This is a genomic window from Verrucomicrobium spinosum DSM 4136 = JCM 18804 (assembly GCF_000172155.1).
In the GTDB taxonomy this organism is placed as follows: domain Bacteria; phylum Verrucomicrobiota; class Verrucomicrobiia; order Verrucomicrobiales; family Verrucomicrobiaceae; genus Verrucomicrobium; species Verrucomicrobium spinosum.
This window is the reverse complement of the sequence record NZ_ABIZ01000001.1, coordinates 1,038,199-1,064,897: the sequence shown is the minus strand read 5'-3', so window position 1 is coordinate 1,064,897 and position 26,699 is coordinate 1,038,199. Positions and strand designations below refer to the sequence as shown.

21 protein-coding genes and 1 pseudogene are annotated in these 26,699 nt (G+C 63.4%); 6 read left to right on the top strand and 16 right to left on the bottom strand.

What is annotated here, in order from left to right; genetic code table 11:
• Window positions 1-41 precede the first annotated feature (41 nt).
• Both VSP_RS04085 and VSP_RS04080 read right to left on the bottom strand, forming a co-directional pair.
• Window positions 42-2,651 carry an ABC transporter permease gene (locus VSP_RS04085; protein WP_009958944.1) on the bottom strand — a complete coding sequence of 870 codons (2,610 nt, stop codon included), beginning with the start codon at window positions 2,649-2,651 and terminating at the stop codon, window positions 42-44.
• A 7-nt stretch (window positions 2,652-2,658) separates the two neighbouring features.
• Entirely contained in the window at window positions 2,659-3,390 is a 732-nt protein-coding gene (locus VSP_RS04080; RefSeq protein WP_009958943.1) for an ABC transporter ATP-binding protein, read from the bottom strand.
• Between the two features lie 137 nt (window positions 3,391-3,527).
• Between VSP_RS04080 and VSP_RS04075 the strand changes: the two genes are divergently transcribed.
• From VSP_RS04075 to VSP_RS04060, 4 genes are all read left to right on the top strand, one after another.
• Entirely contained in the window at window positions 3,528-4,928 is a 1,401-nt protein-coding gene (locus VSP_RS04075) for a DUF2851 family protein (RefSeq protein ID WP_009958941.1), read from the top strand.
• Window positions 4,929-4,963: 35 nt separating this feature from the next.
• Window positions 4,964-5,731: a ComF family protein gene (locus VSP_RS04070; RefSeq protein ID WP_009958939.1), complete on the top strand. Its 768-nt coding sequence runs from the start codon at window positions 4,964-4,966 to the stop codon at window positions 5,729-5,731.
• A gap of 92 nt (window positions 5,732-5,823) precedes the next feature.
• Complete coding sequence (locus tag VSP_RS04065; RefSeq protein WP_009958937.1) at window positions 5,824-7,650, top strand: arylsulfatase; 1,827 nt, start codon at window positions 5,824-5,826, stop codon at window positions 7,648-7,650.
• A gap of 13 nt (window positions 7,651-7,663) precedes the next feature.
• The gene (locus VSP_RS04060; protein ID WP_198141309.1) at window positions 7,664-9,142 is read left to right on the top strand and encodes a sulfatase; all 1,479 of its coding nucleotides are present in this window, start codon (window positions 7,664-7,666) and stop codon (window positions 9,140-9,142) included.
• 288 nt (window positions 9,143-9,430) lie between these two features.
• Here VSP_RS04060 and VSP_RS38890 read toward each other — a convergent pair whose 3' ends face one another.
• The 12 genes from VSP_RS38890 to VSP_RS04005 all read right to left on the bottom strand — a co-directional run bounded on the left by VSP_RS38890 (window position 9,431) and on the right by VSP_RS04005 (window position 21,495).
• Window positions 9,431-10,237 carry a helix-turn-helix transcriptional regulator gene (locus VSP_RS38890; RefSeq protein ID WP_009958933.1) on the bottom strand — a complete coding sequence of 269 codons (807 nt, stop codon included), beginning with the start codon at window positions 10,235-10,237 and terminating at the stop codon, window positions 9,431-9,433.
• Window positions 10,238-10,351: 114 nt separating this feature from the next.
• Window positions 10,352-11,014 carry a response regulator transcription factor gene (locus tag VSP_RS04050; RefSeq protein ID WP_009958932.1) on the bottom strand — a complete coding sequence of 221 codons (663 nt, stop codon included), beginning with the start codon at window positions 11,012-11,014 and terminating at the stop codon, window positions 10,352-10,354.
• Window positions 11,011-12,174, bottom strand: a complete 1,164-nt coding sequence (locus VSP_RS33800; RefSeq protein ID WP_009958931.1) for a sensor histidine kinase — start codon at window positions 12,172-12,174, stop codon at window positions 11,011-11,013. The genes VSP_RS04050 and VSP_RS33800 overlap by 4 nt, the downstream gene beginning before the upstream one ends.
• A complete protein-coding gene (locus VSP_RS04040; protein ID WP_198141308.1) occupies window positions 12,171-13,115 on the bottom strand; it encodes a universal stress protein in 945 nt (314 codons plus the stop codon). Before VSP_RS04040 ends, VSP_RS33800 begins: the two co-directional genes overlap by 4 nt.
• A 26-nt stretch (window positions 13,116-13,141) precedes the next feature.
• Window positions 13,142-15,625 carry a heavy metal translocating P-type ATPase gene (locus VSP_RS33795; protein ID WP_009958929.1) on the bottom strand — a complete coding sequence of 828 codons (2,484 nt, stop codon included), beginning with the start codon at window positions 15,623-15,625 and terminating at the stop codon, window positions 13,142-13,144.
• A gap of 36 nt (window positions 15,626-15,661) precedes the next feature.
• Entirely contained in the window at window positions 15,662-16,345 is a 684-nt protein-coding gene (locus VSP_RS04030; protein WP_009958928.1) for a sulfite exporter TauE/SafE family protein, read from the bottom strand.
• Window positions 16,332-16,493 (bottom strand): hypothetical protein, encoded by a 162-nt coding sequence (locus VSP_RS41900; RefSeq protein WP_157210724.1) that lies wholly within the window; start codon window positions 16,491-16,493, stop codon window positions 16,332-16,334. Before VSP_RS41900 ends, VSP_RS04030 begins: the two co-directional genes overlap by 14 nt.
• Window positions 16,459-17,889, bottom strand: a complete 1,431-nt coding sequence (gene ccoG / locus VSP_RS04025) for a cytochrome c oxidase accessory protein CcoG (protein WP_009958925.1) — start codon at window positions 17,887-17,889, stop codon at window positions 16,459-16,461. Before ccoG ends, VSP_RS41900 begins: the two co-directional genes overlap by 35 nt.
• 22 nt (window positions 17,890-17,911) lie before the next feature.
• Window positions 17,912-18,523, bottom strand: coding sequence for a cbb3-type cytochrome c oxidase N-terminal domain-containing protein (locus VSP_RS04020; protein WP_009958924.1), 612 nt, complete (start codon window positions 18,521-18,523; stop codon window positions 17,912-17,914).
• Window positions 18,524-18,528: 5 nt separating this feature from the next.
• Window positions 18,529-18,864, bottom strand: a complete 336-nt coding sequence (locus VSP_RS33790; protein WP_009958923.1) for a hypothetical protein — start codon at window positions 18,862-18,864, stop codon at window positions 18,529-18,531.
• 15 nt (window positions 18,865-18,879) lie between these two features.
• Window positions 18,880-21,282, bottom strand: coding sequence for a cytochrome-c oxidase, cbb3-type subunit I (gene ccoN / locus VSP_RS04010; protein WP_009958922.1), 2,403 nt, complete (start codon window positions 21,280-21,282; stop codon window positions 18,880-18,882).
• Between the two features lie 27 nt (window positions 21,283-21,309).
• On the bottom strand, window positions 21,310-21,495 hold the full coding sequence (locus VSP_RS04005) for a hypothetical protein (RefSeq protein ID WP_009958921.1): 186 nt from the start codon (window positions 21,493-21,495) through the stop codon (window positions 21,310-21,312).
• A gap of 123 nt (window positions 21,496-21,618) precedes the next feature.
• Here VSP_RS04005 and VSP_RS04000 point away from each other — a divergent pair, with 123 nt between their 5' ends.
• A complete protein-coding gene (locus tag VSP_RS04000; protein WP_009958919.1) occupies window positions 21,619-22,605 on the top strand; it encodes a 2-hydroxyacid dehydrogenase in 987 nt (328 codons plus the stop codon).
• 507 nt (window positions 22,606-23,112) lie between these two features.
• Here the strand turns inward: VSP_RS04000 and VSP_RS38885 are convergent.
• Together VSP_RS38885 and ltrA are read right to left on the bottom strand one after the other, a co-directional pair.
• Window positions 23,113-24,171, bottom strand: a complete 1,059-nt coding sequence (locus VSP_RS38885) for a chemotaxis protein CheW (RefSeq protein WP_332306728.1) — start codon at window positions 24,169-24,171, stop codon at window positions 23,113-23,115.
• Window positions 24,101-25,501, bottom strand: a complete 1,401-nt coding sequence (ltrA, locus tag VSP_RS33780) for a group II intron reverse transcriptase/maturase (protein ID WP_009958917.1) — start codon at window positions 25,499-25,501, stop codon at window positions 24,101-24,103. The genes VSP_RS38885 and ltrA overlap by 71 nt, the downstream gene beginning before the upstream one ends.
• Window positions 25,502-26,149: 648 nt before the next feature.
• Here ltrA and VSP_RS41895 point away from each other — a divergent pair.
• Window positions 26,150-26,398: pseudogene (locus tag VSP_RS41895) on the top strand (IS66 family transposase); the annotation flags it as partial.
• Window positions 26,399-26,699: the final 301 nt, after the last annotated feature.

Genomic DNA, 26,699 nt, shown 5'->3' with positions numbered 1-26,699 from the left:
TTAAGTTTGAATCTTGTAGTTTGAATTTTGGTTTCTAAAACTCACTCCTCCCTGTCTGCCGGCAAGTCCGCCCCCCACCTTCCCGTCGCCCAGGAAACCAGCGCCGCACTGCCCACCACCAGCAACAACAGCACCGTCATCGCCGTCCACGGCAGGGTGAACTGCAGGGTCCAGCCAAAGGTTTGTTTGTTGATGACAAACACCAGCACCCAGCCCAGGGCCACACTCACCACCAGGCCGCATACGGTGCCTGCCAGGGCGAGGAAGACACCCTCCAGCATGGTGGCGCGCGCCATGGCTTCCCGCGACATGCCCAGAGCACGCAGCGTGGTCAGCTCCGCCCGGCGCTCCAGCAGCACACTGGCGAGCGACATGCCCAGCCCCACCACGGCCACGACCACCCCGATGAGTTCGAGGGCATAAGTGATGGCGAAGGTCTGCTTGAAGATGCGCATCACCTCATTGCGCAGGTGGCCGTTCGTGAAGATGGACAGACCAGGATGACGCTGCAGCCAGGCCGCACGAACGCTCTCCGGTGCCTTGCCCTCTTTCAACTGCACGGCGAGCCGGGACGCAGAATCATCCCTGAACCACGCCGCATAGTGCACCCGGTCCACGATCACCGTGCCACGCTCGTTGCCATAGTCCGAGTACACGCCTGCGATGCGCAGTTTCCTCACCCCATCTGGAACGGGCAGCAGCACCTCATCCCCCCGCCGTTTGCGGAAGCGTTCGCTGAAGGCCTCGCTCACCAGGCACAGGCCCGCGTTTCGATCCTTGTCGTAGATCTCCTCCGATTCCGGCTTCTGCATCCAGGCCATGTCTGAGTGACGTTGCATGAAGCCCAGGTCACCCGCCGCCAGCAGGGTCTCGCCCTCGGGCAGTTGCAGGGGCTGGAAGCAGATGGCGTTGAGATCCTCCACCTCCGGCTGGTCACGCAACCATTGCCAGGTGGCGGGCAGAATTCGGTTTTGTGAGGAGGCACTCTGCGCCCCGTCACTGGCGACATAGAGATCCGCCTGAAAGGTGCGGTTGATCCAGCCCCGCATGGTGCGGTCGAAGCTGCCCACCAGGATCGCCATGCCGGAGGTCATGGCCACGGCGCAAAGCAACGCTGCCACGGCGAGACGGTGCCGGGAGGAGGCCCGGCGCAAATGACTGGCCGCCAGACGAACAGGGGCCGACCACCGGGCCAGGGGTTGCAGGAAACGCCCCATGAGCTGCAACACGCCCCCTGCCAGCAGACCGCCCCCCACCACCAGACAGATGGCCGCGCCGTATCCTGACAGGGCAAACCGTCCGCCACCCTCCAGTCGCAGTGGGGGCAGTGTCGCCAGCACAGCCGCCAGCGCCACCCAGATCAGCCCGGGCCAGATCTTGCGCCAGCGCCCCCCACCCACCGGCTGGGGCAGATGCCGGGTAAGCAACTGCGCAGGCGGCGTCCGGGCGGCCTGCCGGGCCGGCCACCAGCCTGCGACAAGGCTGGCTCCCATGCCCAGCGTGAGCGCCATCCACAGATCCTCCAGGGTGAAGCCCACCCCCTGCGTGTGAGTGGTGTGGTACAGCACATTCACCGTCTGCCCCACCAGCTTCACCGCAGCAAGCGCACCTACCCAGCCCAGCAGGCCGCCCAAGATCCCGCCAGCCACTCCAAGCAGGAGGGATTCCAGCAGCCAGGCATGTTGCAGGGTTCGAGGTTCTACACCCAGGGACCGCAGCACCCCGATCTCCTCCCGGCGGCGCACCACCGCCCCGTCCAGCGCTTGAAACACGAGGTACAGCCCCACCACGAGCGCCAGCATGGAGAGAATGCCCAGATTCCACCGGAAGGCCTGTGTCATCACTGAGGCGGATTCCCGCCGTTGCGCCGGGGTGGACACCCGCCAGCGCCCCTCACCCTGAGTTTCCAAAACCCGCTGCACCTCCGCCCTCGCCTGCTGCCCCAATTTCCCCTTCTCCAGAATCACCTCCACCCGGTCCAGTTGACCTCCTCTGCCCAGGAGCCGCTGCAACGCCGGCAGATCCATGAGGAGGAACGTCTCCGGCACCCGCACGGACTTGTCCCGGTCCGGCATGATCCCCGCCACCTCCAAGCCCACCCGCTGGTCCTGCATCACCAGTTCTAATGAGTCACCGGCTTTCAATCCCCGACGCTCCGCGAGCCGGGAACTGATGAAGACCGCATTGGATTTGCCCAGGATCGACAAGCTCCCCAATCCGCCCTCCGCCACCGTCTCCGACTGGCCCCTGGCCGTGCTTACATTCTGCAGAGACACCAGGTCCAGCCCGTAGAGCGTAAACGTTTCCCGCTGACTCAGGCCAGTGGGCTCCCCTTCCTTGCGCGGAGGCGAGGCCGTGGTCTCGATGATCGGCACGCAGACCGCCGCAAAGGGCTCGATCGCCTCGCGGAGGTCCAGCAGCGCTTTCTCCGGCAGAGGTCCGGCCGTGGCCTGGATGATGAAATCACTCTCCGCCGTGATCAGCTCGGTGAAGTTGGAGAATCCAGAGAGCGCCGCCCGGTTGGCCATGCGGATGCTGAGAAACACCGCCACGCCCAGCGCCAGGGTGAGCCCCAGCAGCAGAGTGGTGCGCGGGGCCTGCCGCCAGTGGCGGAAGGTGAAGCGCTGGAGGAGGAGGATCAGGCCGTCCATGCGAGCGTCAGCGCGGCGGCGCGGCCGGTTGAGGTGATGTCGTACCCAATGTGGCAGCGGGCGTTTCATCCGTCCCTACAATCCGGCCATCCTTCAGATGAATGCGGCGCGAGCAAATGGCGGCCGCTTCTTCACTGTGTGTCACCAGCACCAGGGCCACACCCTGCTCGGCCGAGACCTCATGGAGGAGTTCGAGGATATTGCCCCCGCTGCGGGAGTCGAGATTGCCCGTGGGCTCATCCGCCAGCAGCAGCCGGGGTTGATGCGCCACGGCCCGGGCGATGGCTACGCGCTGCATCTCCCCACCCGAGAGCTGGGAGGGCAGCGCCTGCGCCCGGTGGGAGATGCCCACCCGCTCCAGCAGCTCCCGCACCCGCTGCTGCCGCGCCTCATGCTTCACCCCCAGCAGTTGCAGGGGAAACTCCACATTCTCCGCCGCCGTCAGTGTGGGCAGCAGGTGGAAGAACTGGAAGATCGTCCCGATCGACCTCCTCCGCAGCTCTGCCAGCACCTTTCCGTTCAGATCACTCATCACCTGGCCGTCAAAGAGCAGCTTGCCGGAATCCGGCCGGTCCACCCCGCCCAGACAATTCAGCAGCGTGGTCTTGCCGCTGCCGGAGGGGCCGGTCAGCGCCACCCGTTCCCCCGCGCAGACGGTCAGCGAGACCTCCCGGAGCACCTGCCGGGCCTCGTAGTTCTTGGAGAGTGAGCGGGCTTCAAGCAGCGGGGGTGATGGCATGGTGGAGGAGGTGCCGGGGCAGGTGAAAGCCCTCTGTCCGATACGACTCCCACCCCTCCGTCAATTGCACAAATCCTCAAACCACAGTTGCGCCCCCCACTGCCCCAGCGTCAGATTGCCGCCTCCCTCGAAAAACCATGCCCGCCCCCGCTGACCGCTACCGTGAGTTTTTTCATACCGTCCTCGGTGATTCCGTGGCGGAACGCCCTGCGCTGAAGCACTGGGGCCAGTCCATGCCGGAGCTGGACCTCCAGAGCCTCTGGTATGCCGGGGAGTTTGGCACCGAGTTCACCACCGTGGACGGTCAGAGGCTCGCGATCCGCGATTTCGGTGTATGGAACCACGCCGCGGGTCCGGACTTCACCGGCTGTGCCCTGCAACTGAACGGCAAGACGCTGAAAGGCGACATCGAACTGGACCCGGACGCCCGCGACTGGGAACGGCACGGCCACGGGGCCAATCCCAACTACGAGCAGGTGGTGCTGCACCTCTTCCTCCACCAGCCGGAGGCGCGCGTCTTCACCCGCACCGCCGGTCACCGCGAGGTGTTGCAGGTGTATCTGACGCCAGATATGTTGAAGAGCAACGCCCGGCCCCAGCTCCTGGCTGAGGCCCGCCTGGGGCGCTGCTCCACCCCGCTGCGCCACATGCCAGAGGCCGCGGTGGGCAGTCTGCTGGAGGCCGCGGCCCAGTACCGTCTGCAGCGGAAGTCTGAACGGCTCCATGCCCTGGTCCGGCTGCATGGCCGCGAGCAGGCCGTGTACCAGAGCCTGGCCGCAGCACTGGGGTACCGGAACAACCAGCGCCCCTTCACCATCCTGGCGCAAAGGCTGCCCCTGCGCACCCTGCTCAAACGGGATGCCACAGAGCGCGAGTCCCTGCTCTTCGGAGTCTCAGGTTTCCTCGAATCCGTCCGTTACGAGGACACCGAACCGGAGACCCGCACTTACCTGCGCCAGCTCTGGTCCACCTGGTGGAAGCAGCGCGAGGCGTACGCAGAGTGGCTGCTCCCTCCCAACCAGCCCGTCTGGCAGATTGCGGGGGCCCGCCCGGGCAACCATCCCCAGCGTCGTCTCGGTGCGCTCAGTGCCGTGTTGGAAAACTGGAAACAGGTCTTCGCCCCGCTGCGGGAGGTTGCCGCCTGGGATCGGAAGCGCTTCGTGAAGATCCTGCTGGATCTCAAACACGACTACTGGAGCCAGCACTACACCCTGCTCGCCGCCCCTGCAGCCAAGGCCCTCGCCCTCATCGGCGCCTCCCGGGCCCAGGAGATCCTGGCCAACCTCGCCTATCCCCTGCTGGTGCCGGAGGACGAGCGTCTCTGGATGGACTACAAGGATCTGCCTGCGGTTCTGGACAACCAGAAGGTCCGCCGCGCCGCCCTGCGCCTCTTTGGCGCGGAGACCACCGCCGACCTCTTCCAAAAGCGCCTCTTCCAGCAGCAGGGCCTGTTGCAGATTTATGAGGACTACTGCCTGGAGGACGACTCCAGTTGTGAAGACTGCCCGTTCCCCGAGCGGCTGAAGCAGTGGCAGTAGTTTCCACAATCCCCATCCTTCCCCCGCCGCACGCGATGTCGAGCCCTGCCCTCCTGCCCAGGCTTTGGACCGCCTTCCTGGATCTGCTCTACACCCGCCGCTGCGAGGTGTGTGAATGCCAGATCGGGGCGGGGCGGACCGGGGCTGCCCGCTGGCTCTGCGACGGCTGCCTGCAGAACCTCCCGGAGGTGCACGCCCCCTTCTGCTCCCGGTGCGGGGAGCCCTATCACGGGGCCATCACCGATGCCTTCCAATGCGGCAACTGTCAGGATCTCCGGCTGCATTTTGAGTTCGCCATCGCGGGCTATCGCGCGGATGACGCGGTTCGAGAACTCATCCACCGTTTCAAGTATCAACGGGAGCTGCATTTGCGCGGTCTGCTGACCTGTCTGCTGTCTCGCGTGCTTCAGGATGCCCGCCTGGCCAGCGCGGATCGTGAGTCCTGGTTGCTCGTGCCCATTCCCCTGCATCATGCACGGCGGCGGGAGCGCGAGTACAACCAGTCCTGGGAACTCTGCACCCGCCTCACACAGCTTCACCGCATCCCGTCCCTGGAGGCTCTGCAGCGCGTCCGGGCCACCACCCCGCAGGCCTCCCTGTCCCGCCGGGAACGTCTGGCAAACCTCAAGCGAGCCTTCCGGGTGAAACCCTCCCTGGTGAGACGGGGCCGGCTCAAGGGCAAGACCATCCTGCTGATCGATGACGTGCTGACCACGGGCTCCACCGCCAGTGAGTGCGCCAAGGTGCTCCTGCAAGAAGCAGGCGCGGCCCGGGTCTGGGTACTGACCGTGGCCCGCGGTTGATCCACAGCGGCAAGAGGTCTCCGCAAGTTTGCGGAAGAAGCTCCCAGTCACGTCGTTCCCAAGGGGGGGCTCACGCGCCCTCCCGTCCCACCATGCGCCCGCATCGCTTTCCCACCCTTCTCATCGCCACGCTGGCGGTCGTCACTTTCGGCATCCAGGCCCCGGCAGCACCGCGACCGAACGTCGTGGTCATCCTCACCGATGACCAGGGCTGGGGCGATCTCAGCTCCAGCGGGAACACCAACCTCCAGACGCCGCACCTCGACTCCCTGGCCCGCGATGGCGTGAGCCTGGACCGCTTCTACGTTTGCGCCGTCTGCTCGCCCACCCGGGCAGAGTTTCTCACGGGACGCTACCACCCCCGGACCGGTGTGCGCGGGGTCTCCAGCGGACAGGAACGCATGGACCTGGGAGAAAAGACGCTGGCGGACACGCTGAAGTCAGCAGGCTATGCCACCGGGGCCTTTGGCAAGTGGCACAATGGCAGCCAGTGGCCCTACCACCCCAACGCCCGCGGGTTCGAGGAATACTACGGCTTCACCTCCGGACACTGGGGGGAGTACTTTGACCCGCCCCTGGACCACAACGGCCAGCCTGTGCGCGGGAAGGGCTTCATCGCTGACGACCTCACCGACCACGCCCTCCAGTTCATGGAGCAGCACAAGGACGCCCCCTTCTTCTGCTACCTCCCCTACAACACCCCTCACTCCCCTTGGGCCGTGCCGCAGGAGTACTGGCAGCGGTTCAAGGACAAGCCCCTGGCCCTCACGGCCCCCGACACGGTGAAGGAAGACCTGGACGAGACCCGCTGCGTCCTGGCCATGATGGAGAACCTGGACTGGAATGTGGGCCGCGTGCTGGCCCAGATCAAGAAACTGGGGATCGAGGAAAACACCCTGGTCGTCTATTTTAGCGACAATGGGCCCAACACGTTCCGCTGGAATGGCGGCATGAAGGGCAAAAAGGGCGGCACGGATGAGGGCGGCGTGCGCAGTGCCTGCTACCTGAGGTGGCCGGGCACGCTGCCAAAAGGGCGGGTGGTGAAGGAAATTGCCGGTGCCATCGACCTGCTGCCCACTCTTAGCGCCCTGACGGGAGCCCCGCGTGTGGGCGACCAGCCTTTGGATGGCCGGGATCTCACCCCGCTGCTCAAGGAAGAAAACCCGAACTGGGCACCCCGCCTGATCTTCAGCCATCAGAACGGCAATGTGAGCGTGCGCAGCCAGCAGTACCGGCTGGATGCGCAGGGGGGCCTGTACGACATGCTGGCCGACCCCGGACAGCAAACCGATGTGGCCGCCACCCAGCCTGCCACGGCGGAGGAACTGCGCCAGGCCGTGCAACAGTGGCGCACCGACGTGCTGGGCAGTGGCCCCGCCCCCTCCACCGCCGGCCCCAAGAAAAAGGGCCAGGCCAAGGGAGCCGTCATGGACCCCCGCCCCTACCCGGTGGGCTATGGGGAGTTTCCACGAACTCCCCTCCCCGCCCGTGACGGCACGCCCTCCGGCGGGGTCAAACGCAGCGCCAATGCCCCAAACTGCTCCTACTTCGTCAACTGGACCACGCTGGAGGACAAGATGACCTGGGACGTGGAGGTGCACACCACCGGCGAGTACGAGGTGGAGATCCTCTACACCTGCCCGGAGGGCGATGCCGGAGCCACCGTGGAGCTCACGCACCTGCAGAGCCGTCTCACCGGGAAAGTCGCCCCAGCCTGGGATCCGCCACTCTATACGAACCAGGACACCCTTCCCCGCCCACCCGCAGAGTCACGCATGAAGGAATTCCGCCCCCTCCCCTTGGGCACCCTCCATCTGGAGAAAGGGCGGGGGCCGCTCACCCTCCGCGCCCTGGAGATCTCCGGCAAGTCCGTCATGGACGTCCGGCAGATCAACCTGACTCTCAAAAAGACCCCCTGACCCGGCCCCGACCATGAAATTCCCCGCGCCATTTATGGCCCTGTTTGTCTTTGTTTCCTCGATCTCCGCCGCCGACAAGTCACGGCCCAATGTCCTCTTCATCGCCGTGGATGATTTGCGTCCCGAGTTCGGGGCGTACGGCAGCAAGATCGTCAAGTCACCCCACCTCGATCGCCTGGCGGCCAGCGGAGTGACCTTCCAGCACGCCTACTGTCAGCAGGCCGTCTGCTCCCCCTCCCGGTCCAGCCTTCTCACCGGAGCCCGGCCAGACACGACACAGGTCTATGACCTGGTGAGACACTTCCGCAAGTCCCTGCCTGATGTGGTGACTCTGCCCCAGCACTTCAAAAATCAAGGTTACTACGTCCAAGGCATGGGCAAGCTCTATCACAGCGGCCTGGATGATCCGGCATCCTGGAGTGTGCCCTGGACCAAGCCCCAACTGCCCCATGGCGTGTACGGACTGCCGGAAAATCAGAACCTGGGCAAGAAGCTGACGGCCGAGGCCAGAGCAGCGGGCAAAAAGCCCAATGCCGCCCGAAGGGGCCCGGCCTTTGAAAGCTCCGACAGCCCGGACAATGCCTTCCACGATGGTGCGCTGGCCGACATGGCCGTGGCCGCACTGCGTGAGGCGTCGGCCAAAAATCAGCCCTTCTGGCTGGGCGTGGGCTTCATTCGTCCGCACCTCCCCTTTGTCGCACCCAAAAAGTACTGGGATCTCTATGATCCCGCCCAGATCGAACTGGCGCCCAATCCCCAGCCCGCCAGGGATGCCCCGCCCTATGCGGTGACCAACTTTGGCGAACTGCGCAACTACGCCGGGATCCCGCAGCAGGGCCCCATCCCGGACGCCCTGGCCCGCCAGCTCAAGCACGGCTACTATGCCGCCATCAGCTACATGGACGCCCAGGTCGGCCGGCTGCTGGACGAACTGGACCGCCTGGGATTGAGAAACAACACCATCATCGTCCTCTGGGGTGACCACGGCTGGAAGCTGGGCGAGCACGGTTCCTGGTGCAAACACAGCACCGTGGAGAACGACACGAATGCCCCATTGCTTGTCTCCGTCCCCGGCCTCAAATCTGCAGGCCAGAAGACCGCTGCTCTGGTGGAGTTCGTGGACATCTACCCCAGCCTGGCCGAACTCTGTGGCCTGCCGCTCCCAGCCCATCTGGAAGGCACCAGCTTCGTGCCGGTGCTCAACGAACCCTCACGTGCCTGGAAGTCCGCCGCCTTCAGCCAGTATCCTCGTGGTGCCAAAGAGGCAGGCGTGGCCGTCATGGGCTACAGCATGCGCACCGAGAAGTATCGCCTCACCCGCTGGGTGGACCGCACCGACGCCTCAAAAGTCGTGGCCTTGGAGCTGTACGACCATCAGACCGATCCTCAGGAAAACATCAACCTGGCCGCCGACCCGGCCAAAGCGGATCTGGTAAAGCAACTCTCCGCCCAGGCAGAACAAGGCTGGCAGGCTGCAAAGCCGAAGGGATAACGAGCATCTTGTTTAACCACAGAGACACAGAGAGCACAGAGGAATGATTTCTTAGACAGGATTGACGGAATTAACAAAATTGGATTCCCGCTTAAGGTTCTGGGTGACAACACTCATCACGAGAAGCTAAACCCAATTCCGTAAATTCTGTTAATTCTGTCTAAACCTCAGTTTCAGTCTCCTTGAAACTCCGTGCCCTCTGTGGTTAATCTTCAACGCCCCCCTCATTCCTCATTCATAATTTATAATTTATAATTTATAATTTATAATTTATAATTTATAATTTAACTAAAAACTCCCCGCCAACATGTGCCGCTTCTCCGCTGGCGTCATACTGCTGCGGAACTCCGTGGGAGACTGGTCCATCACGCGGCGGAAGCTGCGGTTGAACTGTGACAGGGACTGGAAGCCAACATCATAGGCCACCTCGGTCACGCGGGACTGGGGTTTGATGAGCAGTTGCTTGGCCTTCTCCACCCGGGCGCGGTTCACATACTCCGTGAAGGTGAGACCGGTGAAGCGCTTGAAGATCTTGCAAAAGTGGAACGGGCTCACCCCGGAGTGGCGCGCCACTTCCTCCAGGCACAACGGCTGCGCCAGATGCTGGGTGATGTGCTGCCGCGCGCGGCGTACGGCCGGGGGTTCATTGTCCGCGCACTGAAGAAAAAGCCGGTAGGCCAGGTCACCCAGTTGCGTGCTGAAGCACTGCATCATGATCCGGAGCGCCTCCAGGCGGTTGGCGGGCAGCGCGGGCATGTTCTGAAACACCGCCTGCGCGCGGCGCACCATCGCGGCATCGCAGCCGTCGTCCAGCAGGCTGACGGCCACTTTGTCAAAGCTCGCGAACTCCCCGTCAGACAGACGCACGGGATCGAGCACCAGTTCGGCGAAGGGCTGACCATTCACCTGCACCGGCACCTTGAGGATCACAGGGAAGGGCAATTCATCAGGCTTCGCTTTCTGATCCTGATCCTGCACAAGCTGCAGGTCCAGATGACGGCCAGTGGCCACTTCAAAGGCCTCCCGGAATTTCAGGAACAGATCACTTTGGGCAAGTTGGGGAAGCAGGCTGGGGTGATTCAGAGGATGATTCATGGTAACGTCGGGCTGGTTGACGCTCCACGATCACCCATCCTGGGCCGGGGTAAATTCGTAGCCCCTACGGCTGCACGAGGCATGAAAACGGCAATCCGGGCGTAGAGGAATCCACTAGGCTTTGGCCTGCGTGTCCATCCAGCGCACCGCGTAGCGCACCAGGGTGGCCCCATCTGCCAGTTGCAGCTTCTCTTTGATGTTGGCCCGGTGGGCATCCACCGTCCGCACGCTCACGTGCAACTGCTCGGCGATGTGCCGGGTGGCCCTCCCCTGGCCAATGAGCTGCAGCACCTCCAGTTCGCGATCCGTGAGACGGTCCAGCGCAGAACTGGACACCGGCTTCCGATGGCCTGCCATCATCTCCAGCATGAGACTGGACATCTTCTCACTGAGATAAATGCCGCCATCCAGCACCCGGCGGGCGGCCAGCACCAGCATGTCGGCGGCGGTCTCCTTCATCACGTAACCCCGCGCGCCAGCACGCAACACGCGCTCGGCATACAGGGACTCATCGTGCATGGAGAGCACCAAGATGAGCGTGCCAGGATACATGGACTGCACATCCTTGATGAACTCCAGGCCATGTTTGTCCGGCAAGGTCAGATCCGCCACCACGAGATCGGGCTTCAAGGAGCCAACCAGGGCCAGACCTTCTGCCGCGCTGCCGCCTTCACCACACACCTCCAGGTCCGCCTCAGCGCGGATGAGCTGGGCCAGCCCATGGCGCATGATGGGATGGTCATCCACCAGCAGGACGCGTTTTTTGTTTTTCTTCATGACTGAGAATGGGGCTCTGGCATGGGCACATCGCACTGCACCACCGTGCCGCCATAGACATCCGGCCCGACGTGGAGCTCGCCGCCCAGCATCTTTGCCCGATGTCCCATGGTGTACAGCCCCATGCCCGTGCCCTTGCGCGGGGAATGGTCCGGGATGCCGATGCCGTTGTCGCGGATGGTCAGTTGCAACATGCCCCCCTGCTGCGTGAGCTGAATCTCCACCCGCGTGGCGTGGCTGTGCTTGATGGCATTTCCCACCGCCTCCTGGGCAATGCGGTAGAGCTGGGTGGCCGTCTTGTTTTCGTAGAGATGCACGGGCGGATCACAGCGGAAACGGCAGGACACGCGGAAGATGCGCTCCGTGCCGGCCACCAGTTCATTGAGCGCAGCCATGAGCCCCTCAGAATCCAACACCACTGGCACCAGCCCGCGGGACATCTCCCGTGCCCGCGTGTTGGCCTGGGAGATGAGTTTTACGATCTCCGCCACATTGGCAGATTCGCCATTCCGCGTGGACTCCAGACGCTGTAGCACCACCTTGGCCAGGCAGCCAATGGCGGCGAGCTGCTGGCACAAGTCATCGTGCAGATCCTGCCCGATGCGGTGCTGCGCCTCCTCGCTGATTCCCAGGATTTGCTGCTCCAGCTCCTTGCGGTCCGTGATGTCGCGAATGATGCCGGCGAAGATCCGCCCACGCGGCAGTTTCACCTCCCCCACAGACAGGTCCATGGGGAAGATGGTGCCGTCTTTGCGCTGGGCCAGCGTCTCCCGGCCGATGCCGATGATCTTCCGCTCGCCAGTGCGAAGGTAGTTTCCCAGATACCCGTCATGCTGCTCACGGTAGGGGCTGGGCATGAGCATGCTCACATTCCTTCCGATCATCTCCTCCGTGACGTAGCCAAACATCCGCACGGTGGCGGAGTTCACGGACTCAATGACGCCGCGCTCGTTGATGGTGATGATGGCATTGACCGCCGTCTCCACGATGGCGCGATTGCGATCCTCACTGAGACGGAGAGCCTCGCGCACCTCCTCCAGTTCGCGCAGATGCTGCTCATCATTCTCAGGCGGGTGACCATTCATATTTTCTCCGGCCACCACCCTCGCCGAGGATCGGATGCCCTTCAAGTGTTGGGAAGATCGGGCCGGGGACTTCATGCCATGGGAACCGTGGCCGGCGGGAGTGCTGGTGCCGGAGTGAGCGGGGAGACAAAGCCATCGGGTTTCACCGCCAGAATGGAGCATGGCGCATGCGACACCACCTTCTCGGCGGTGGTGCCCATGAAGAAGGTGCGCAAGTCATTCTTGCCCCGCGTACCCACCACCACGAGATCGGTGTTCGTTTCCTTGATATGCTCCACGATGGCCTCGCGGATGTTCACCCGCTCCAGTATGATGTTGCGGGAGTCGAGATCCTCGCTGGTGCGCAGGAGGGGCCGGACAAAGTCGTCCAGGTCCTTCTTCCAGGTGTCCCCCACAGCGGTATCCGCCACCGGCAGCGGCGGCACGAATCCACCATAGTCCAGCGAGAGTGCCAGTGCGCTCTGATAGACAAACAGGCAGTCCAGCTTGCTGTGATCCCGCTCCGCGATCCAGCGGGCACTGCGCACCGCTTTGGCAGAAGTTTCAGAAAGGTCCACGCAGGCCAGCACCTGCTTGAAGGGGCCGTCCAGATGGGTGCGAACCAGCAGCACGTCCGCAGGAGCCTTGCGCAGGCACTTGGAGGCGACCGTTCCCACTTGGTTGGGCCCGTGTTCAGTCCCGCGGGAGCCCAGCACGAGCAGATCAGCCCCCAGCTCCAGGCATGCCGCCCCCAGCACCGCAATGGGCTGCCCCACTTCCAGACGGGTCTGCACCATCTCAGTGCCGATCTCCGCATGCGTCATGAAGGTCTGCACCCGCTCGTTCATGTCGGCGAAGAGCTGCTCATCGCTGAAGTTGTGGGCCTCCTTGATGGCTCCCGCCAGGGTGGGATCCATCACATGCACCGCCGTCAGCGGCGTGTCGTGAGAGGAGGCAATGCGAACTGCCGTCCTCAGAGCTGCCCGGGAAGCGGGCGAAAAATCGATGCCGACGAGGATGTGACGATACGTTTTCATGGCCGTGATGGGGTAGTTTTCCCCTATCATGATATCGGAACTGGCCCCGCAGTGCGACGCATCGTTTGCTCCATTTCCGTCCGTTCTTGCGTGCGATTTGCCACAAACGCCCCGGACCGGCTGCGGAACGTGGCACCCACCAGCCCCAGGGTGAGCAGAGAGCTCAACGGCATGAGCACCGCTGCCAGCAACGGGTTCATCCATCCTGCCAGCGAGAGCGCCACGGCCGCAGCATTGTAAGCCAGGGCAAAGGCCAGCACCCGGCGCACGGCCCGGGAGCGCACCACCGCCATCTGGAGCAGCTCCGGCATGAAGCGGAGGCAGTTCCCCAGAAAGTAAAAGTCTGCACGGTGCTCCAGAAAGTTCCGCCCCGTCACCGGACTGCCCGCACACAGCGCCGCCTCCAGTGCCAACACATCGTTGGCCCCGTCCCCCAGATACAGGGTGTCCTGCTGGTTCATCTGCCTCACCCGCGCTGCCTTGCCCTCCGGCGTCATCTCAGCCTGCCAGTGGGTTACGGGGATGTGCAACTGCCCGGCCACTGCCGCGACCTTGGCCTCCCGGTCCCCGCTCAGCAGATACAGCTTGCAACCCCGGCCCCGCAAGGCCTCACACGCCTCCACCGATTCAGGCCGCAGGGAGTCTGTGAAGCGGAAACCTGCCTGCAGGACTCCATCGCACGTGAACCATGCATCCGCAGCACGCGCCTCCCGCGGGACGCCTACGCCTCCTTCCATCGCCATTTTCACATCCCCCCAACCCGGCCGTCCCAGAGCCCACACCCGCCCGTCCGGGCTGGTCCAGCGCAGCCCCTGGCCTGCTATTTCCTCAATTCCGCCTGCAGCCGCCGCATCATCGAAGGCCGCATCCGGCCCCAGGGCGTCAAAGAGACTGCGGCTCACCGGATGCAGGTTGCTGGAAACAATCTTCCGCAGGGCCGCCCGGGCCCCGGGCGGCATTCCCCTCACCTCCACGGGATTGGCCAGCACCGGGTTCTCCATGGTAAGGGTGCCTGTCTTGTCAAAGACCACCTTGTGCACCCGCAGCAGCCGTGCCCACAGGCTGCCCGCCCGCACAAACACCCCCAGGCGCGCCATGCGAGAAGCCGCCAGGTCATCGGCAAAGGGCACCGCCACCCCCAGCGCACACGGGCAGGAGACGACAAAGACGGAGATCATGACCTGCAGCGCCTTCACCACCCCGTGTCCTGAGAGCCACCATCCCGCCGCCCCGATCACTCCCAGGGCGAGCACCACCATGAGATACCCTGCCAGGAACCGGCTGGAGACCGCGCGTGAGCCCTCCTGACCGGTGGCGGCATTCAATCGGCAGAGCAGGGACGCCTTCCACACCTCTGTGGCCCGCACCTCCACCTGGCCCAGACCGATATTGACCGCTCCCGAGGGCACCGCCTGCCCGCCAGTACGATCCACTGCCGCGCTTTCGCCGTTGATCCACTCCAGGCTCAGCGATGCCACAGGGGAGACCAGCACCCCGCCCACCGGGCAGATGCTGCCGGAAGGGATGCGCAACCGGTCACCCACCACCACCTCATCCAACACCGTGCGCGTCTCCCGCCCCTCCGCCCCCACCACCCGCACCCAGCCCGGCACGGCACTCGCTGCCAGCAGGCGGCGGCGGTTGCGCTCCACCATGCTCTGCTGGAGCCAGCGCCCGGCCAGCATGAGAAAGACAAAGACGCCCACGAAGTCGAAGTACTTGAGCCGGGCCTCCCCCGCCAGCCAGCCCGCCATGGAGCCCAGCCAGGCCAGCGCGATGCCCAGGGCGATGGGGGTGTCCATGTGCAGAATGCCCTGCCGCAGGGAGTTCACGCTGCGCTCCATGAAATAACTCCCGCCCACCAGCACCGAGAGCGTGGCGGAACAGGCGGCGATGATGTCAAACCAGGAGGCAAAGAGGAAGTCCGGCCGCATGCCCAGATAACCCGGGAGGGAGAAGGCCATGGCATTCATGGCAAAGGCCCCGCAGAGCCCCACCCGGCGGCCAAATCCCGCGGACTGCACGGAGGTGTTTCCTCGCTCCCCGGCCGGCCCCACCAGATAACCAAACTGCTGGAGCCGCCTCGCATACGCGGGCAGATCCCACTCCCCGGCCTGCCACTCCACATGCGCCTCCCCCCGGGCCACATGCACATCCAGATGCATCGCCCCCGGGGCGCTGTGAAAGACCTTTTCCATGAGCCACACACAGCCCACACACGTGAGCCCCTGCACGGCCAGGTCCAGGTGTGCCGTGCCACCGGGTCCGGCAGCCGACTCTGCTGCCGCCACCTGCTCCTGGAGCCATTCATCATCCCGGGCCCGCAGGGCATCAGGGGCCACCGGCGGCAGCGCGGTGCCGCCGCGTAGTTCATAGAACTTGCCCAGCCCCTCCGTCACCAGCAGCTCATGCACATACGCGCACCCGGCGCAGCAGAACCTCGCATCCAGCGCCTGGGATGGCACAGGCGTGCCACAGTGCTGGCAGAGGGGGGCGGCATCGTGTTTCATGATTGATCAAGCCGGGGCACGAGGGTGGAATTCCATTCAATGACAGCAGCTCACCTCCGCCGCCCCGGTAAGGGTGTCGCGGAGGCGCCATACCATCACAAGCGTGGCGCAGAGGGCCAGCCCCCGCTGGAGGCGGTGCATCTGCAAGGGCGTAAGGCGCAGGTTCAGGAGTCGCAACTGCGTCTGGGCCAGCAACAGCAGCGGGAGCGTGCCCAGGCCAAAGGCAGCGGCAAACTCCGCCCCGCGCAGAGCGGAGCCATTCGCCAGCGCCAGGCCAAACATGAGATACAGCGGCCCGCATGGCAGCAGCGGGGTGGCCATTCCCAACAGCGAGGCCCGGGCCAGACCGCCCCGGTTGGCAGCCCAGGCCCGCACGCGCGCCATGGGCCGCGTCAGAAACAGGGGCTTGGGCAGCCAGCGCTCCAGCCCCAGCGCGACAAAGGCAAACATGGCCACCATGAGCCACGGCACCAGCAGCCCCGGCCCGTGCTGGAACAGGCGCACCGGCAGCGTGCCCAGCGCCCCGGCTATCGCTCCCACCAGGGCATAGGAAACCAGCTTGCAGGCGTGATAAGCCGCCGTGTTTCGCAGGAAACCAGACGACGCCCCGCCCCGCCCCGTGGCCCAGGCACAAGCGAGAGGGCCGCACATGCCCACGCAGTGCAGACTGGTCACCAGACCTGCCAGGAAGGCGCCTGCCGTGGTGTCAATGCTGGTCATGGACAACGGGGGACAACGGCACACTCTGCGGCGCGTGACGCACCGCCACGACGATCAGGCCCGTCCACATGGTCACCAGCAGCACAAAGGCCGCCACCACCAGCAGCCAGGGCCTAGCGGAGATAGTTTTTCGGATTGAGATATTCATCGTTTTGCAGTCGGGGATCAGGTCCAAGAAACTCCAGCTCCCGCGCCACCTGGGCCCGGCCATCCGGCTCGGTCGAAATGGAGAGCTGCGTCTTGATGGGCCCACGGAAGTGGTCCTTCGGCAGGGTCAGCACCACGGTCTTCACCACCTCACCCAGGGCGGGCACCTCCACGGCATCTGCAGCGTCCGTCAGGCGCAGGCCCTCCGGCGCATCCGGTGCCAGCGCCACCCGGTAAACCGCAGGCCGGGGTCGCTTGTTCACGAGCCGCAGCTGGAACTGGTTCCGGATCTCCCCGTTGTTCACGAAGTAGGGGGCTCCGGTCAGCCGGTTCAATGAAACTCCCACCGGCTTCACCGCCAGCAGGGAGAGGCTGCACACGATCATCCCGCAGGCCAGGAGCAGCCCGTAGAGCACGGTGCGCGGCCGCACCCACCTCGTGCGCCCGCCTTTGAAGGCCGCCAGGGAGTCGTGGCGGATGAGGCCGGGTTTGCGCCCCACTTTGGCCATGATGTCATCGCACGCATCCACGCAGGCGGCACAGCCGATGCACTCCAGCTGCAGACCGTTGCGGATGTCGATGCCCGTAGGACACACCTGCACACAGCGGCGGCAGTTGATGCAATCGCCCGCGCCCGGTGTGTTCACCTTGCCCCGTGGCTCGCCTCTCGTCTTGTCATACCCCACGTTGACCGTGTGATCGTCGGTGAGGGCAGACTGAAGCCGGCCATAAGGGCAGAGGATGATGCAGAACTGCTCCCGGAACCAGCTGAAGGCAAAGTACAACGAGGCCGTGAGAAACGCCACCACGCCAAAGGCCAGCCAGTGCTGCGAAGGCGGCCCCTGCATCATGGCATAGAGCTGGCGCAGGGAGACAAAGTAGGACAGGAACACGTGCGCGATGAAGGCGGAGAGCAGCAGGTAAATGCCGTGCTTGAACACCCGGCGTACCGCCTTGCCCACCGTCCACGGCGCTTCTTCCAGCTTCCGGCGGGCCGGGCCGTCCCCGTCGATCCAGCGCTCCACACGGCGATAGATGTGCTCAAGAAACACGGTGTAGGGGCAGGTCCATCCGCACCAAACCCGCCCCATCAAGGCTGATACATAGAAAAGCGAGAACGCCACCCCGGTGACGAGGAAAAAGCCCAGCCAGAGATCCTCCGCCGCCAGCACAAAACCCAGGATGTGAAAGCGCCGGTGGGCCACATCCAGAAACACAGCGGGGCTGCCGTTGATGGGGATCCATGGAAGCAGGATGTACACCGCCAGCAGCACCACCGCCGTGACGCGACGCCAGAAGGTGTACCGCCCCCGCACATCGGCAGGCTGCACCGTGCGCCGGGACCCGTCCGGGGCAATGGTGGTGACGCTGATGAGGTTGGGAAGGGAGCGGCTCATGTTGTTTCAGTTATCCCCCACATCACTGGGCCCCTGCGACTGGCGTCGCGGCCATCCAGGCCGGCTTGTCGTTGGGGTCCACCTTGAAGTTCTCCCCCTCCTGGTGATGGCTCAGCACATAGGCCAGCACCTCCAGCACCCGGGGCAGCCCCAGTTGCGGCTCCCAGGCGGGCATGCCCTTGGTCACGTCCGGCGAGCCTTTGCGGATGACTTTCAGAATCTCCGTGGGATGACCGCCGTGTTTCCACACCTCGTCTGCCAGCGAAAGGCCCGGCAGCCCGGGACCACCCGTCAGCGTGGGGCCATGGCAGGCCATGCAGCTTGCAGCATAGGTGGCCTTGCCCGACTCAACCGCCTTCGCATCCCTGGACATCGCCCAGAGTTTGGCGTCATCCAGAGACTCCAGCTGCTTCAGCCGCGCCGCGTCGATCTGCGCCATGGCCGCGTGCATGCGGTCCTCATCCGTGGGAATGAGCTGGAACTGGTAGTAGGCCAGCCAGTAGATGACGAAGAACGCAATCGCGATGTAGAAGGTGAAGAGCCACCAGTTCGGCAGCTTCTGGTCATACTCCTGAATCCCGTCATACACATGCGGCCGGAGTTCAGGCGTTGTTTCCTCGGTGGGCTTGGACATGGGCTTCAGTGTGTGGACGTGTGCAGATGAGAATGAGAGTGGGGGCGGGCGTGGTCGGACTCGTGGGCAGGGCCGCCTTCCTTGCGGCGGCAGCCCGGGCACCTGCGGCAGGTGTCGGAGCAGCCTGCGCCCTCCTCTTTCTCTGCCGGGCCCTTCTCCACCGCCTCCGTGGCCGGCACCTGCAGGGGCTCATCCAGCGGCAGCGCCGCCATGTGGGCCACCGTCTCCTTCCGCGCCAGCAGAGCGCGGATGAAGGCGACGATGAAGACGGCAAACGTCAGGATAAAGGCAATAACCGGAACGAGGTCATGCCAGTGCTCATGAATGATGCGGCGGAACATGGGATCAGGCGGTGGTTAGTTGGGCGGGCTGTTCTGCGGCGCGGCCTGGGCCGTGCGATGCTTGTCCGGCAGGGCCGGCACCACGGGGAAGGGCTTCTCATTCCATGGCGTCTCGGCAGGGCGCTCCTCCGGTGCCTCAGACTGGCCCACCTTTTGCAGGTAGGCGATGAGCGCCACCATCTGGGAGTCCGGCAGGGCAAAGGCACCCGCCTTCTTCAGGTCGGCAGAAATGGCGATGCCCTGCTCAATGGCCTGCTGCTGAATCTCATCCCGGCTCATGGCCGGGTACGGCACCCCCAGGCGCTGCTGCACGGCGATCTTGGCCGGCAGGGCTTTGATGTCGGTCTTCTTGTCCAGCATCCAGGCGTAGTTCGGCATGTTGGAGCCGGGGCTCACCGCGCGCGGATCCTTCATGTGGTTGTAGTGCCACACGTTGGGGTACTTGCCGCCGATGCGCGCCAGATCCGGACCGGTACGCTTGCTCCCCCACTGGAACGGGTAGTCATAGATGCTCTCACCCAGGCGGGAGTAGTCGCCGTAGCGCAGCACATCCGGCACCATGGTGCGGATCATCTGTGAGTGGCAGTTGTAGCAGCCCTCGCCCACATAGATGTCGCGACCCGCCAGCTCCAGCGGCGTGTAGGGCTTTTGGATGCGGTCCTCCACATTCTTCGCCCGGTTCACCGTCACCGTGGGCAGGATCTGGATCACCCCGCCAATCGCCACCGCCACCAGGGTGAGCACGCTGAAGGGCAGGTAGTTCTCCAGCAGGCGGTCATACCAGTAGCCCCAGGACTTCCCGCTGGCCTGGAAGCGCTGCACACCCAGCCAGCAGAGGATGACACCGCTGACCAGAGCCGCCAGGTTGGCATAGCTGGGGAGGAAGAACCACGCACACATGAAGGCCAGACCCACCACTGTGAAGATGACGGGGTCGTTGTTCACCACCTCCTTCCAGCTCATGCGGTCCTGGTTGGAGGAAACTTCCACATGCACCTCCCGGCTCTCCACCACGGGGCGGCCGCTGCGGATGGTGCGCCACAGGTTGTACACCATGATGAGGAACCCGGCCAGGTAGAACGCCCCGCCGAGCACCCGCAACAGCATGAGGGGGCGGATGGCATTGAGCGTCTCCACAAAGTTCGGATAGGCCAGCACGGTGCCACCGTCGGTGGTGGCGTTCAGCATGAGCCCCTGCATGACGCCGGAGACCCACATGGAGGCCACGTAGAAGAGGATGCCCACCAGACCAATCCAGAAGTGGAAGTTGGCCAGGGCCACCGAGTGCAGCTTGGTGCCCCAGAGACGCGGTGCCATCCAGTAGAAGAGACCCGCCGCCATGAAGCCGTTCCAGCCCAAAGTACCGCTGTGCACATGGCCAATGGTCCAGTCCGAGTAGTGGGACAGGGAGTTCACCGCACGAATGGAAAGCAGCGGCCCCTCAAAGGTGGCCATGCCGTAGAAGGTGATGGCGGCCACGAAGAACTTGATCACCGGATCCGTGCGCAGCTTGTCCCATGCCCCGCGGAGTGTGAGCAGGCCGTTCAGCATCCCCCCCCAGGACGGTGCCCAGAGCATGAGACTGAAGAGCATGCCCAGCATCTGCAACCAGTGCGGCAGGGAGGTATTGAGCAAGTGGTGCGGCCCCGCCCAGATGTAGATGAAGACCAGCGACCAGAAGTGAATGATGCTCAGCCGGTACGAGTACACCGGCCGCTCTGCCGCCTTCGGCAGGAAATAATACATGATGCCCAGGATGGGTGTGGTGAGAAAGAAGGCCACCGCATTGTGCCCATACCACCACTGCACCAGGCCATCCTGCACCCCGGCAAACACGGGATACGCATGCGTCCAGGAGGTGGGAATCTGCAGGTGGTTCACCACATACAACATCGTCACCGTGATGATGGTGGCGATGTAGAACCACAGCGCCACATAGAGAGACGGCTCATTGCGCCTCTTCAGCGTCCAGAAGAAGTTGATGGCAAACACCACCCAGATCAGCGCCACCGCGATGTTGATGGGCCAGATGAGCTCCGCGTACTCCTTGCTGCGTGAGTAGCCCAGAGGCAGCGTGATCGCCGCCGCCAGGATGATGAGCTGCCAGCCCCAGAAGTGAATGCGCGAAAGCAGATCAGACGCCGTCCGCGTCTTGCACAGGCGTTGCGTGGAGTAGTAAATGCCGGCGAACATCATGTTCCCCACGAAGGCAAAGATGGCAGCATTCGTGTGCAGCGGGCGCAACCTGCCAAAGGTGAGCCACGGCAGGTTGAAGTTCATCTGCCAGTAGTTGAGCTGCGAGGCCACCACCACCCCCACCAGGAGCGCCACCGCCCCCCAGATCACGGAGGCCAGCATGAAATGGCGCACAGTGCGGTCTTCGTACTCGATAACGACGGTCTTGGTGGGGGCGTTCATAGGGAGAGAAAAGAGACGGGAGCCTGGTCAAACACGGGCCTGCGGGCGGGTTTCAGGTGCGGGCGCACGGCGCGGAGAGCCCGAATCATCGAGCGGCATCAGCGCGTCCTGCTCCACACTGCGGCGGGAGGACCGATGGCTGCCGAGGAAGAGCACCACAAAGAACACCGCCAGCAGCAGACTGAGAAAGAGGGTGACGGCGAGCACTTCCATGTGCCCCAATGATCCGCCAGCGGCACCTCAGTCGCTCCGCGCATCTTGGCCAAGCCCTCCCGCATCTTGCTTCTCAGGGGTTTCCTACTGGTAATGTCCCCGATGTGCGGTAAGGGTTCACCCATGAGAACAGCCGTCTTCAGCAGCAAAAGCTACGACGAGGATTTTTTCACGCTGGCCAACGCGGACCATGCCCATGAGTTCACCTTTCTGGCCGCCCGGCTAGATGAGACCACCGTGGATCTCGCCAAGGGCCACCTGGCAGTGTGCGTATTCGTCAACGACGTGGTGAATCAGGCCGTGCTGGACCGCCTCGCCTCCCACGGCGTGAGGCACATCGCCCTGCGCTGCGCTGGCTACAACAATGTGGACCTGAAGCACGCCAAATCCCTGGGGCTCTCCATCGTGCGGGTGCCAGCCTACTCCCCGCACGCTGTGGCCGAGCACGCCGTGGCCATGCTGCTGGCGCTCAACCGGCACCTGCACAAGGCCTACAACCGCGTGCGTGAAGGCAACTTTGAACTGCGTGGCCTCCTGGGCTTCGATCTGCATGGCAAAACCGTCACCGTGGTCGGCACCGGCAAGATCGGGGCCCTCTTCGCAACCATCATGCGCGGCTTCGGCTGCCGCATCCTGGCCGTGGACATGTACCGCAATCCCGTGGTGGAAGAGCTGGGCGGCACCTATGTCTCCCTGGAGGAGGCCCTGCCCCAGAGCGAGGTGGTCAGCCTGCACTGCCCCTTGACTCCTGAAACCCACCACCTGATCAACGAGAGCAAGCTCCCCCTCCTCAAGCCCGGCATGCTCCTCGTCAACACCGGCCGAGGTGCCCTTGTGGACACACAGGCCCTCATCGAGGGGCTCAAACGCGGCATCATCGGCGGCCTGGCCCTTGACGTGTACGAGGAAGAGGAAAAACTTTTCTTCACCGACCACTCGGGCGAAGTCATCACGGACGACGTCTTCATGCGCCTCACCACCTTCCCCAACGTCCTCATCACCGGCCACCAGGCCTTCTTCACCCACGAAGCCCTCATGGGCATCGCCACCACCACCCTCGGCAACCTCACCGCCCTGGAGCGTGACGGCGTGTGTGCGAATGCGGTTTGATAGTTTTTGGTTCGTAGTTCTTGGTGCCTGGTTGGCGGGGCGCGGCTCCTCGAAGGAGCGGCGGTTTGCGCTTCAAGCACAACCGCCGGGCGCAATCAGATGACGCGAGCAACCCAGACCATGACGGGAGCGCAGCCTCAGAAAGTAGTGGCGGGCTTCAGCCTGCCTCAGAAGGACCAAAGGTCCGGCTTCAAACCAGCCTTGGGCAACGCCCAAGGTTTGACCACCCCAATACGATTGAGGGCTGAAAGCCCGGCCTCATCAAGCCTCACAACGCTGGCATCTTACAACAATCTGCCATCCGACACTGACCTTTGATCAAACTACAGGACACCCAACTCACGCTCCATACTTTCAAGCCTCGACCGTTGTTCACCAGTGATGGGCCTGGCCACAAAGGCGTCCAGTAATAGCCTGTCTATCTTGCCACCCCAAGGGCTCAATACCCCTTGGTCCCCTATTCCCGTATGCACCAGCCACCCTTCTTTGCGGCACCCCTTATTGCCGTCACACCACCCCGACTCTCGGCGCTCGAAAGGCAAACATCCCCGCAAAACTCCCGCCCTTCATGGGGCGGGCACCTCGTTGGCGGCGGGCATCAAACTGTTCTCGCCGCGCCTCAAAGAACTCATCCACAAAACCCCGGCTTCCCAAGGCCACACCTAGCGTGAAGTACGTCACCCGATGACGCAGCGTCTCCGCGAGGGTCAGCTTGCCGTCTTCCGTGCGTACCTGCTCCACCAGCTCGCGCTTGATCCCCTTGCGCAGCACCTGGCTGTCCGGACCGTGACCGTCTCGAACCTCCTCCCCCTGGCCAAAGAGCCATACCCGGTAGCCGGAAAGGACCTTGGCCGCACCGGGAATCCGATGCGAGCCCCCTAGCTGGTTCCGCTCATGCGCCCGTTGCTCATTCGTGATCGTGTACAAGGCTGACAACGCCTTGCGTCCACCCGCCACCGCCTCCGCATAGCTGCACCACCGGTAGTCCTTGGGATCCTGCACCAGTCCCGTCCGCACCGGATTGAGATCGATGTAGGCACTCATCACCGAGAGCGTAGCGAGCTCACCTTCCAGCAGCACACTGGTGAACCGCTCCTCCCAAAGCGTGCCCTTGCGGTTCTCCCGCTTGTTGAACCACAGACACTGCCATGCCGCGAAGCGGCAACTTAGAGCGAAGCCAAACTGCAGGTCGCGAGCGAAACGCGAGAGACAAAAGCGCTGTTTGAGTTCCTTCATGAACTGGCTCACATCCCACATCCGCCCCAAATATCTCTCCTTGAGTTCCTCGGCCGCCGCGTCATGCCCCTGGCTGCGAAAGGTTTCCAGCGTCTCCTTGAGCATCCGCACCGCCGGTTGGGAATAGATCAACGCCGCCTGCTTGAGCAGCCATGCATCCGAATACACCGCCCCTTCAGGCCGCTTCTTCACCTCCACCATGATGTGGAAGTGATTGGACATCACACAATAGGACAACACCCGCACCTGGCAGAACCCCTCATAGGCCCGCATCAAGCGCACAAACTGCTCCTTCTCCTCCGGCCCAAACGCCAGCCGCCTCTCCACCACCCGAGAAATGCAGTGGTAAAAGGCAACCGGAGCCAGCGGATCGGCAATATATCGAGGCGAAGCCATGGCAGCCCATCGCCCTAAAAGGTAGAGCCGTCAACTTCTCTTTCTCGTAATAGCCTGTCTCTTCGTACTGCGTGCCTGGGCGCTCGCATTGCAGTTTGTACAGGCCAAGCTCCTCGTAGAGGTGCTTGTCGGGATACTGGCGGTAGCCCGTGCCTTTCTTCTGCCTGCGCCGCATCAGCCACCTGCGCAACCGCCTCTCTGTATAGGCTTGGATCTTGCGATACTCCTTGAAGACCGGGCCTTGGTTGAAGTAACCCGCCCAGCCTCTCAGTTTCCGGTTGATCACCAATGTCCTCACCTCGGGTTCCGAGGCGTGCCACAGTGAGGTGGTCTCGTCATGGATTGCCTTCATCAGTTTTTGCACAGCCTTCTTGGAAGGCCGGGTCCCTTCATATGACTTTCCGTCTCGTCCGTAAAACCGTCCGAAGCTGTAACCCAGGAAGTCAAACATCCCTCCCGGCACCTGCACCAGCCGCGTCTTGCGCTCGTTTACCTTCAACCCAAGTTTCTCCATGATCCCTTCCATGGCCTCGAGGGCCGTCGGCCCGTTTCCGGGTTTGCAACAGATCACGAAGTCATCAGCGTAGTTCACGATCACCGATTGCGTGGCACGGTCGTGCCCAAACTTCTTCCAGGCCAGCAGGAACCTCCGAAAGTAAAGGTTGGCAAGCAGGGGCGAGATCACCCCTCCCTGCGGCACCCCGCGTCGGTGGTTGCGGCTTTCAGTCGCTTGGACAGTTCGGCTGCCTCTGCTTGGTTCTTTGACGGGGACTTTGAGCCACATCCGGATGATCCGGAGCACTTTGCCATCAGCTATCCTCCGGCTCAGGCACTTGAGCAGCGCTCCATGGGGGATGGTGTTGAAGTAATCGCTCAGGTCCGCGTCCACCACTTCACTGCGTCCTTTCTGCCTCACCTGATAATAGACAAGGCGTACCGCAGTTTTAGCGTCGCGTCCCGGACGATACCCCATCTGCTCTTCGCAGAGGTCGGCCTCAAAGATTGGGGCCAGCACCAGCACCATCGCCATTTGCACCACTCTGTCCTTCACCGTGGGAATGCCCAGCGGTCTCTGTCCTCCTCCTGCTTTGGGTATCCACACCCGGCGGAGGCGTTGCGGGCGGTAAGCACCGCTTCGCAACTCCTCCCGCAGCTCCCTCAGCCACACGCTCACATCCTGTTGTTCGATCTGTTGGAAGCTGGTGCCATCCACTCCGGGTGCCCCCGCTTTGCGGCGGCAGCGGTCCCAGGCTTCAGCCAGCACATCCTCGCGCCAGACCTTGTCCCACAGACTGTAAAACCGGCAGCCGGGCTCGGCCTTGGCTTTTGTCAGCAGTGCACTTTGCAGCTTCCCAACCGTCCCGGTCTTGCCCGGTTGAAGTTCGTAGATGTTGCCATCAATCTGTTGCCATCAATCCTCATGGTTCTCGCTGCTTGGTTCACTTGCCAGTCATCAGGGAGCCTTCCCTCCACCCGCATTACCAGGCTTCCCAGGTACTACACCCCCATCCGTCATCTGCCAGGACCCACCGTCTCCCTCGCGGGCCGATGGTTGGGCTCCGGATGCCACCCCGGCTGTCCATCCCAGCAGACTTCCCTCGTTGCGTTGAGCCCCTTCCATGCGTACTGCCACCACTACCCCGGTGGAATCCAGGACCTTCAACCGCTCAGAGCGGCCCCAGACGACGGCCTTCCCCGTTATTATGGCGGGTCGGCTCCCACAACAGTCTTTCGAGGCCTGCACGGTGTTCACACTACATTGCAGCCCGCATGATCGCTGACTCCCTACGGAGCCTTTTCTGGAAGTACTTCGATTCATTTGTCACCTCTTGAACCGCCCCCAGTGCTTCTGGCCGGAGCGATATAGCCAGCCGGGACTTCCACCCGGTGATTCTCAACGCCTTTCCGAGGCATACACAACAACCTGGTGGAGAACACGATCCGGCCCAGTGCCATCGGCAAGAAGAACTGGTTGTTCGTGGGCGACGCGCAGGCGGGAGTGCGTGCGGCGACGTTTTACACGCTGTTGGACAATGCGAAGCGGGCTGGGGCGGATGCCTACGAGTATCTCAAGGACCTGTTCACGAAGCTGCCAGCGATGACCAATCAACAGATGAAGGAAATCACGCCCCGGGCGTGGATGGCACGGCGTGCCGACCAGCAAAAGTCAAGCCCTGCACCCACGGGGCTTGGTTACTCGCTTACCCAGCTGATGACCAAACCCCGGCACGAAATGAGGGAGGAGCCACACCGGGCCCAGCGCCAGATTCGCAAAAAGGATGCGACTTAAGTCAGCGCCATTCTAGCCTGTCTATTTGTACTGCTTGGCCTGTCTATTTGCACTGCTTGAAGACTCACTATGCCCGGATCCAAAGATGTTGTTTCCTCACATGAAGCCCGGGAGGCTTTCTCAAGAGCCTGTCTTTACATAATGTCTGGCACTGTACTTTATCATGCCCATA

What these genes read in the sequence shown, in the direction of transcription:
- VSP_RS04000 (WP_009958919.1), top strand. Translation starts at nt 21,619, where the DNA reads ATGAGAACAGCCGTCTTCAGCAGCAAAAGCTACGACGAGGATTTTTTC.
- VSP_RS33795 (WP_009958929.1), bottom strand. Translation starts at nt 15,625, where the DNA reads ATGAAACACGATGCCGCCCCCCTCTGCCAGCACTGTGGCACGCCTGTG.
- VSP_RS04080 (WP_009958943.1), bottom strand. Translation starts at nt 3,390, where the DNA reads ATGCCATCACCCCCGCTGCTTGAAGCCCGCTCACTCTCCAAGAACTAC.
- VSP_RS04070 (WP_009958939.1), top strand. Translation starts at nt 4,964, where the DNA reads ATGTCGAGCCCTGCCCTCCTGCCCAGGCTTTGGACCGCCTTCCTGGAT.
- VSP_RS41900 (WP_157210724.1), bottom strand. Translation starts at nt 16,493, where the DNA reads ATGAATATCTCAATCCGAAAAACTATCTCCGCTAGGCCCTGGCTGCTG.
- VSP_RS33800 (WP_009958931.1), bottom strand. Translation starts at nt 12,174, where the DNA reads ATGAAGTCCCCGGCCCGATCTTCCCAACACTTGAAGGGCATCCGATCC.
- VSP_RS38890 (WP_009958933.1), bottom strand. Translation starts at nt 10,237, where the DNA reads ATGAATCATCCTCTGAATCACCCCAGCCTGCTTCCCCAACTTGCCCAA.
- VSP_RS04005 (WP_009958921.1), bottom strand. Translation starts at nt 21,495, where the DNA reads ATGGAAGTGCTCGCCGTCACCCTCTTTCTCAGTCTGCTGCTGGCGGTG.
- VSP_RS04085 (WP_009958944.1), bottom strand. Translation starts at nt 2,651, where the DNA reads ATGGACGGCCTGATCCTCCTCCTCCAGCGCTTCACCTTCCGCCACTGG.
- VSP_RS04065 (WP_009958937.1), top strand. Translation starts at nt 5,824, where the DNA reads ATGCGCCCGCATCGCTTTCCCACCCTTCTCATCGCCACGCTGGCGGTC.
- VSP_RS04040 (WP_198141308.1), bottom strand. Translation starts at nt 13,115, where the DNA reads ATGAAAACGTATCGTCACATCCTCGTCGGCATCGATTTTTCGCCCGCT.
- ccoN (WP_009958922.1), bottom strand. Translation starts at nt 21,282, where the DNA reads ATGAACGCCCCCACCAAGACCGTCGTTATCGAGTACGAAGACCGCACT.
- VSP_RS04050 (WP_009958932.1), bottom strand. Translation starts at nt 11,014, where the DNA reads ATGAAGAAAAACAAAAAACGCGTCCTGCTGGTGGATGACCATCCCATC.
- VSP_RS33790 (WP_009958923.1), bottom strand. Translation starts at nt 18,864, where the DNA reads ATGTTCCGCCGCATCATTCATGAGCACTGGCATGACCTCGTTCCGGTT.
- VSP_RS04075 (WP_009958941.1), top strand. Translation starts at nt 3,528, where the DNA reads ATGCCCGCCCCCGCTGACCGCTACCGTGAGTTTTTTCATACCGTCCTC.
- VSP_RS04060 (WP_198141309.1), top strand. Translation starts at nt 7,664, where the DNA reads ATGAAATTCCCCGCGCCATTTATGGCCCTGTTTGTCTTTGTTTCCTCG.
- VSP_RS04030 (WP_009958928.1), bottom strand. Translation starts at nt 16,345, where the DNA reads ATGACCAGCATTGACACCACGGCAGGCGCCTTCCTGGCAGGTCTGGTG.
- ccoG (WP_009958925.1), bottom strand. Translation starts at nt 17,889, where the DNA reads ATGAGCCGCTCCCTTCCCAACCTCATCAGCGTCACCACCATTGCCCCG.
- VSP_RS04020 (WP_009958924.1), bottom strand. Translation starts at nt 18,523, where the DNA reads ATGTCCAAGCCCACCGAGGAAACAACGCCTGAACTCCGGCCGCATGTG.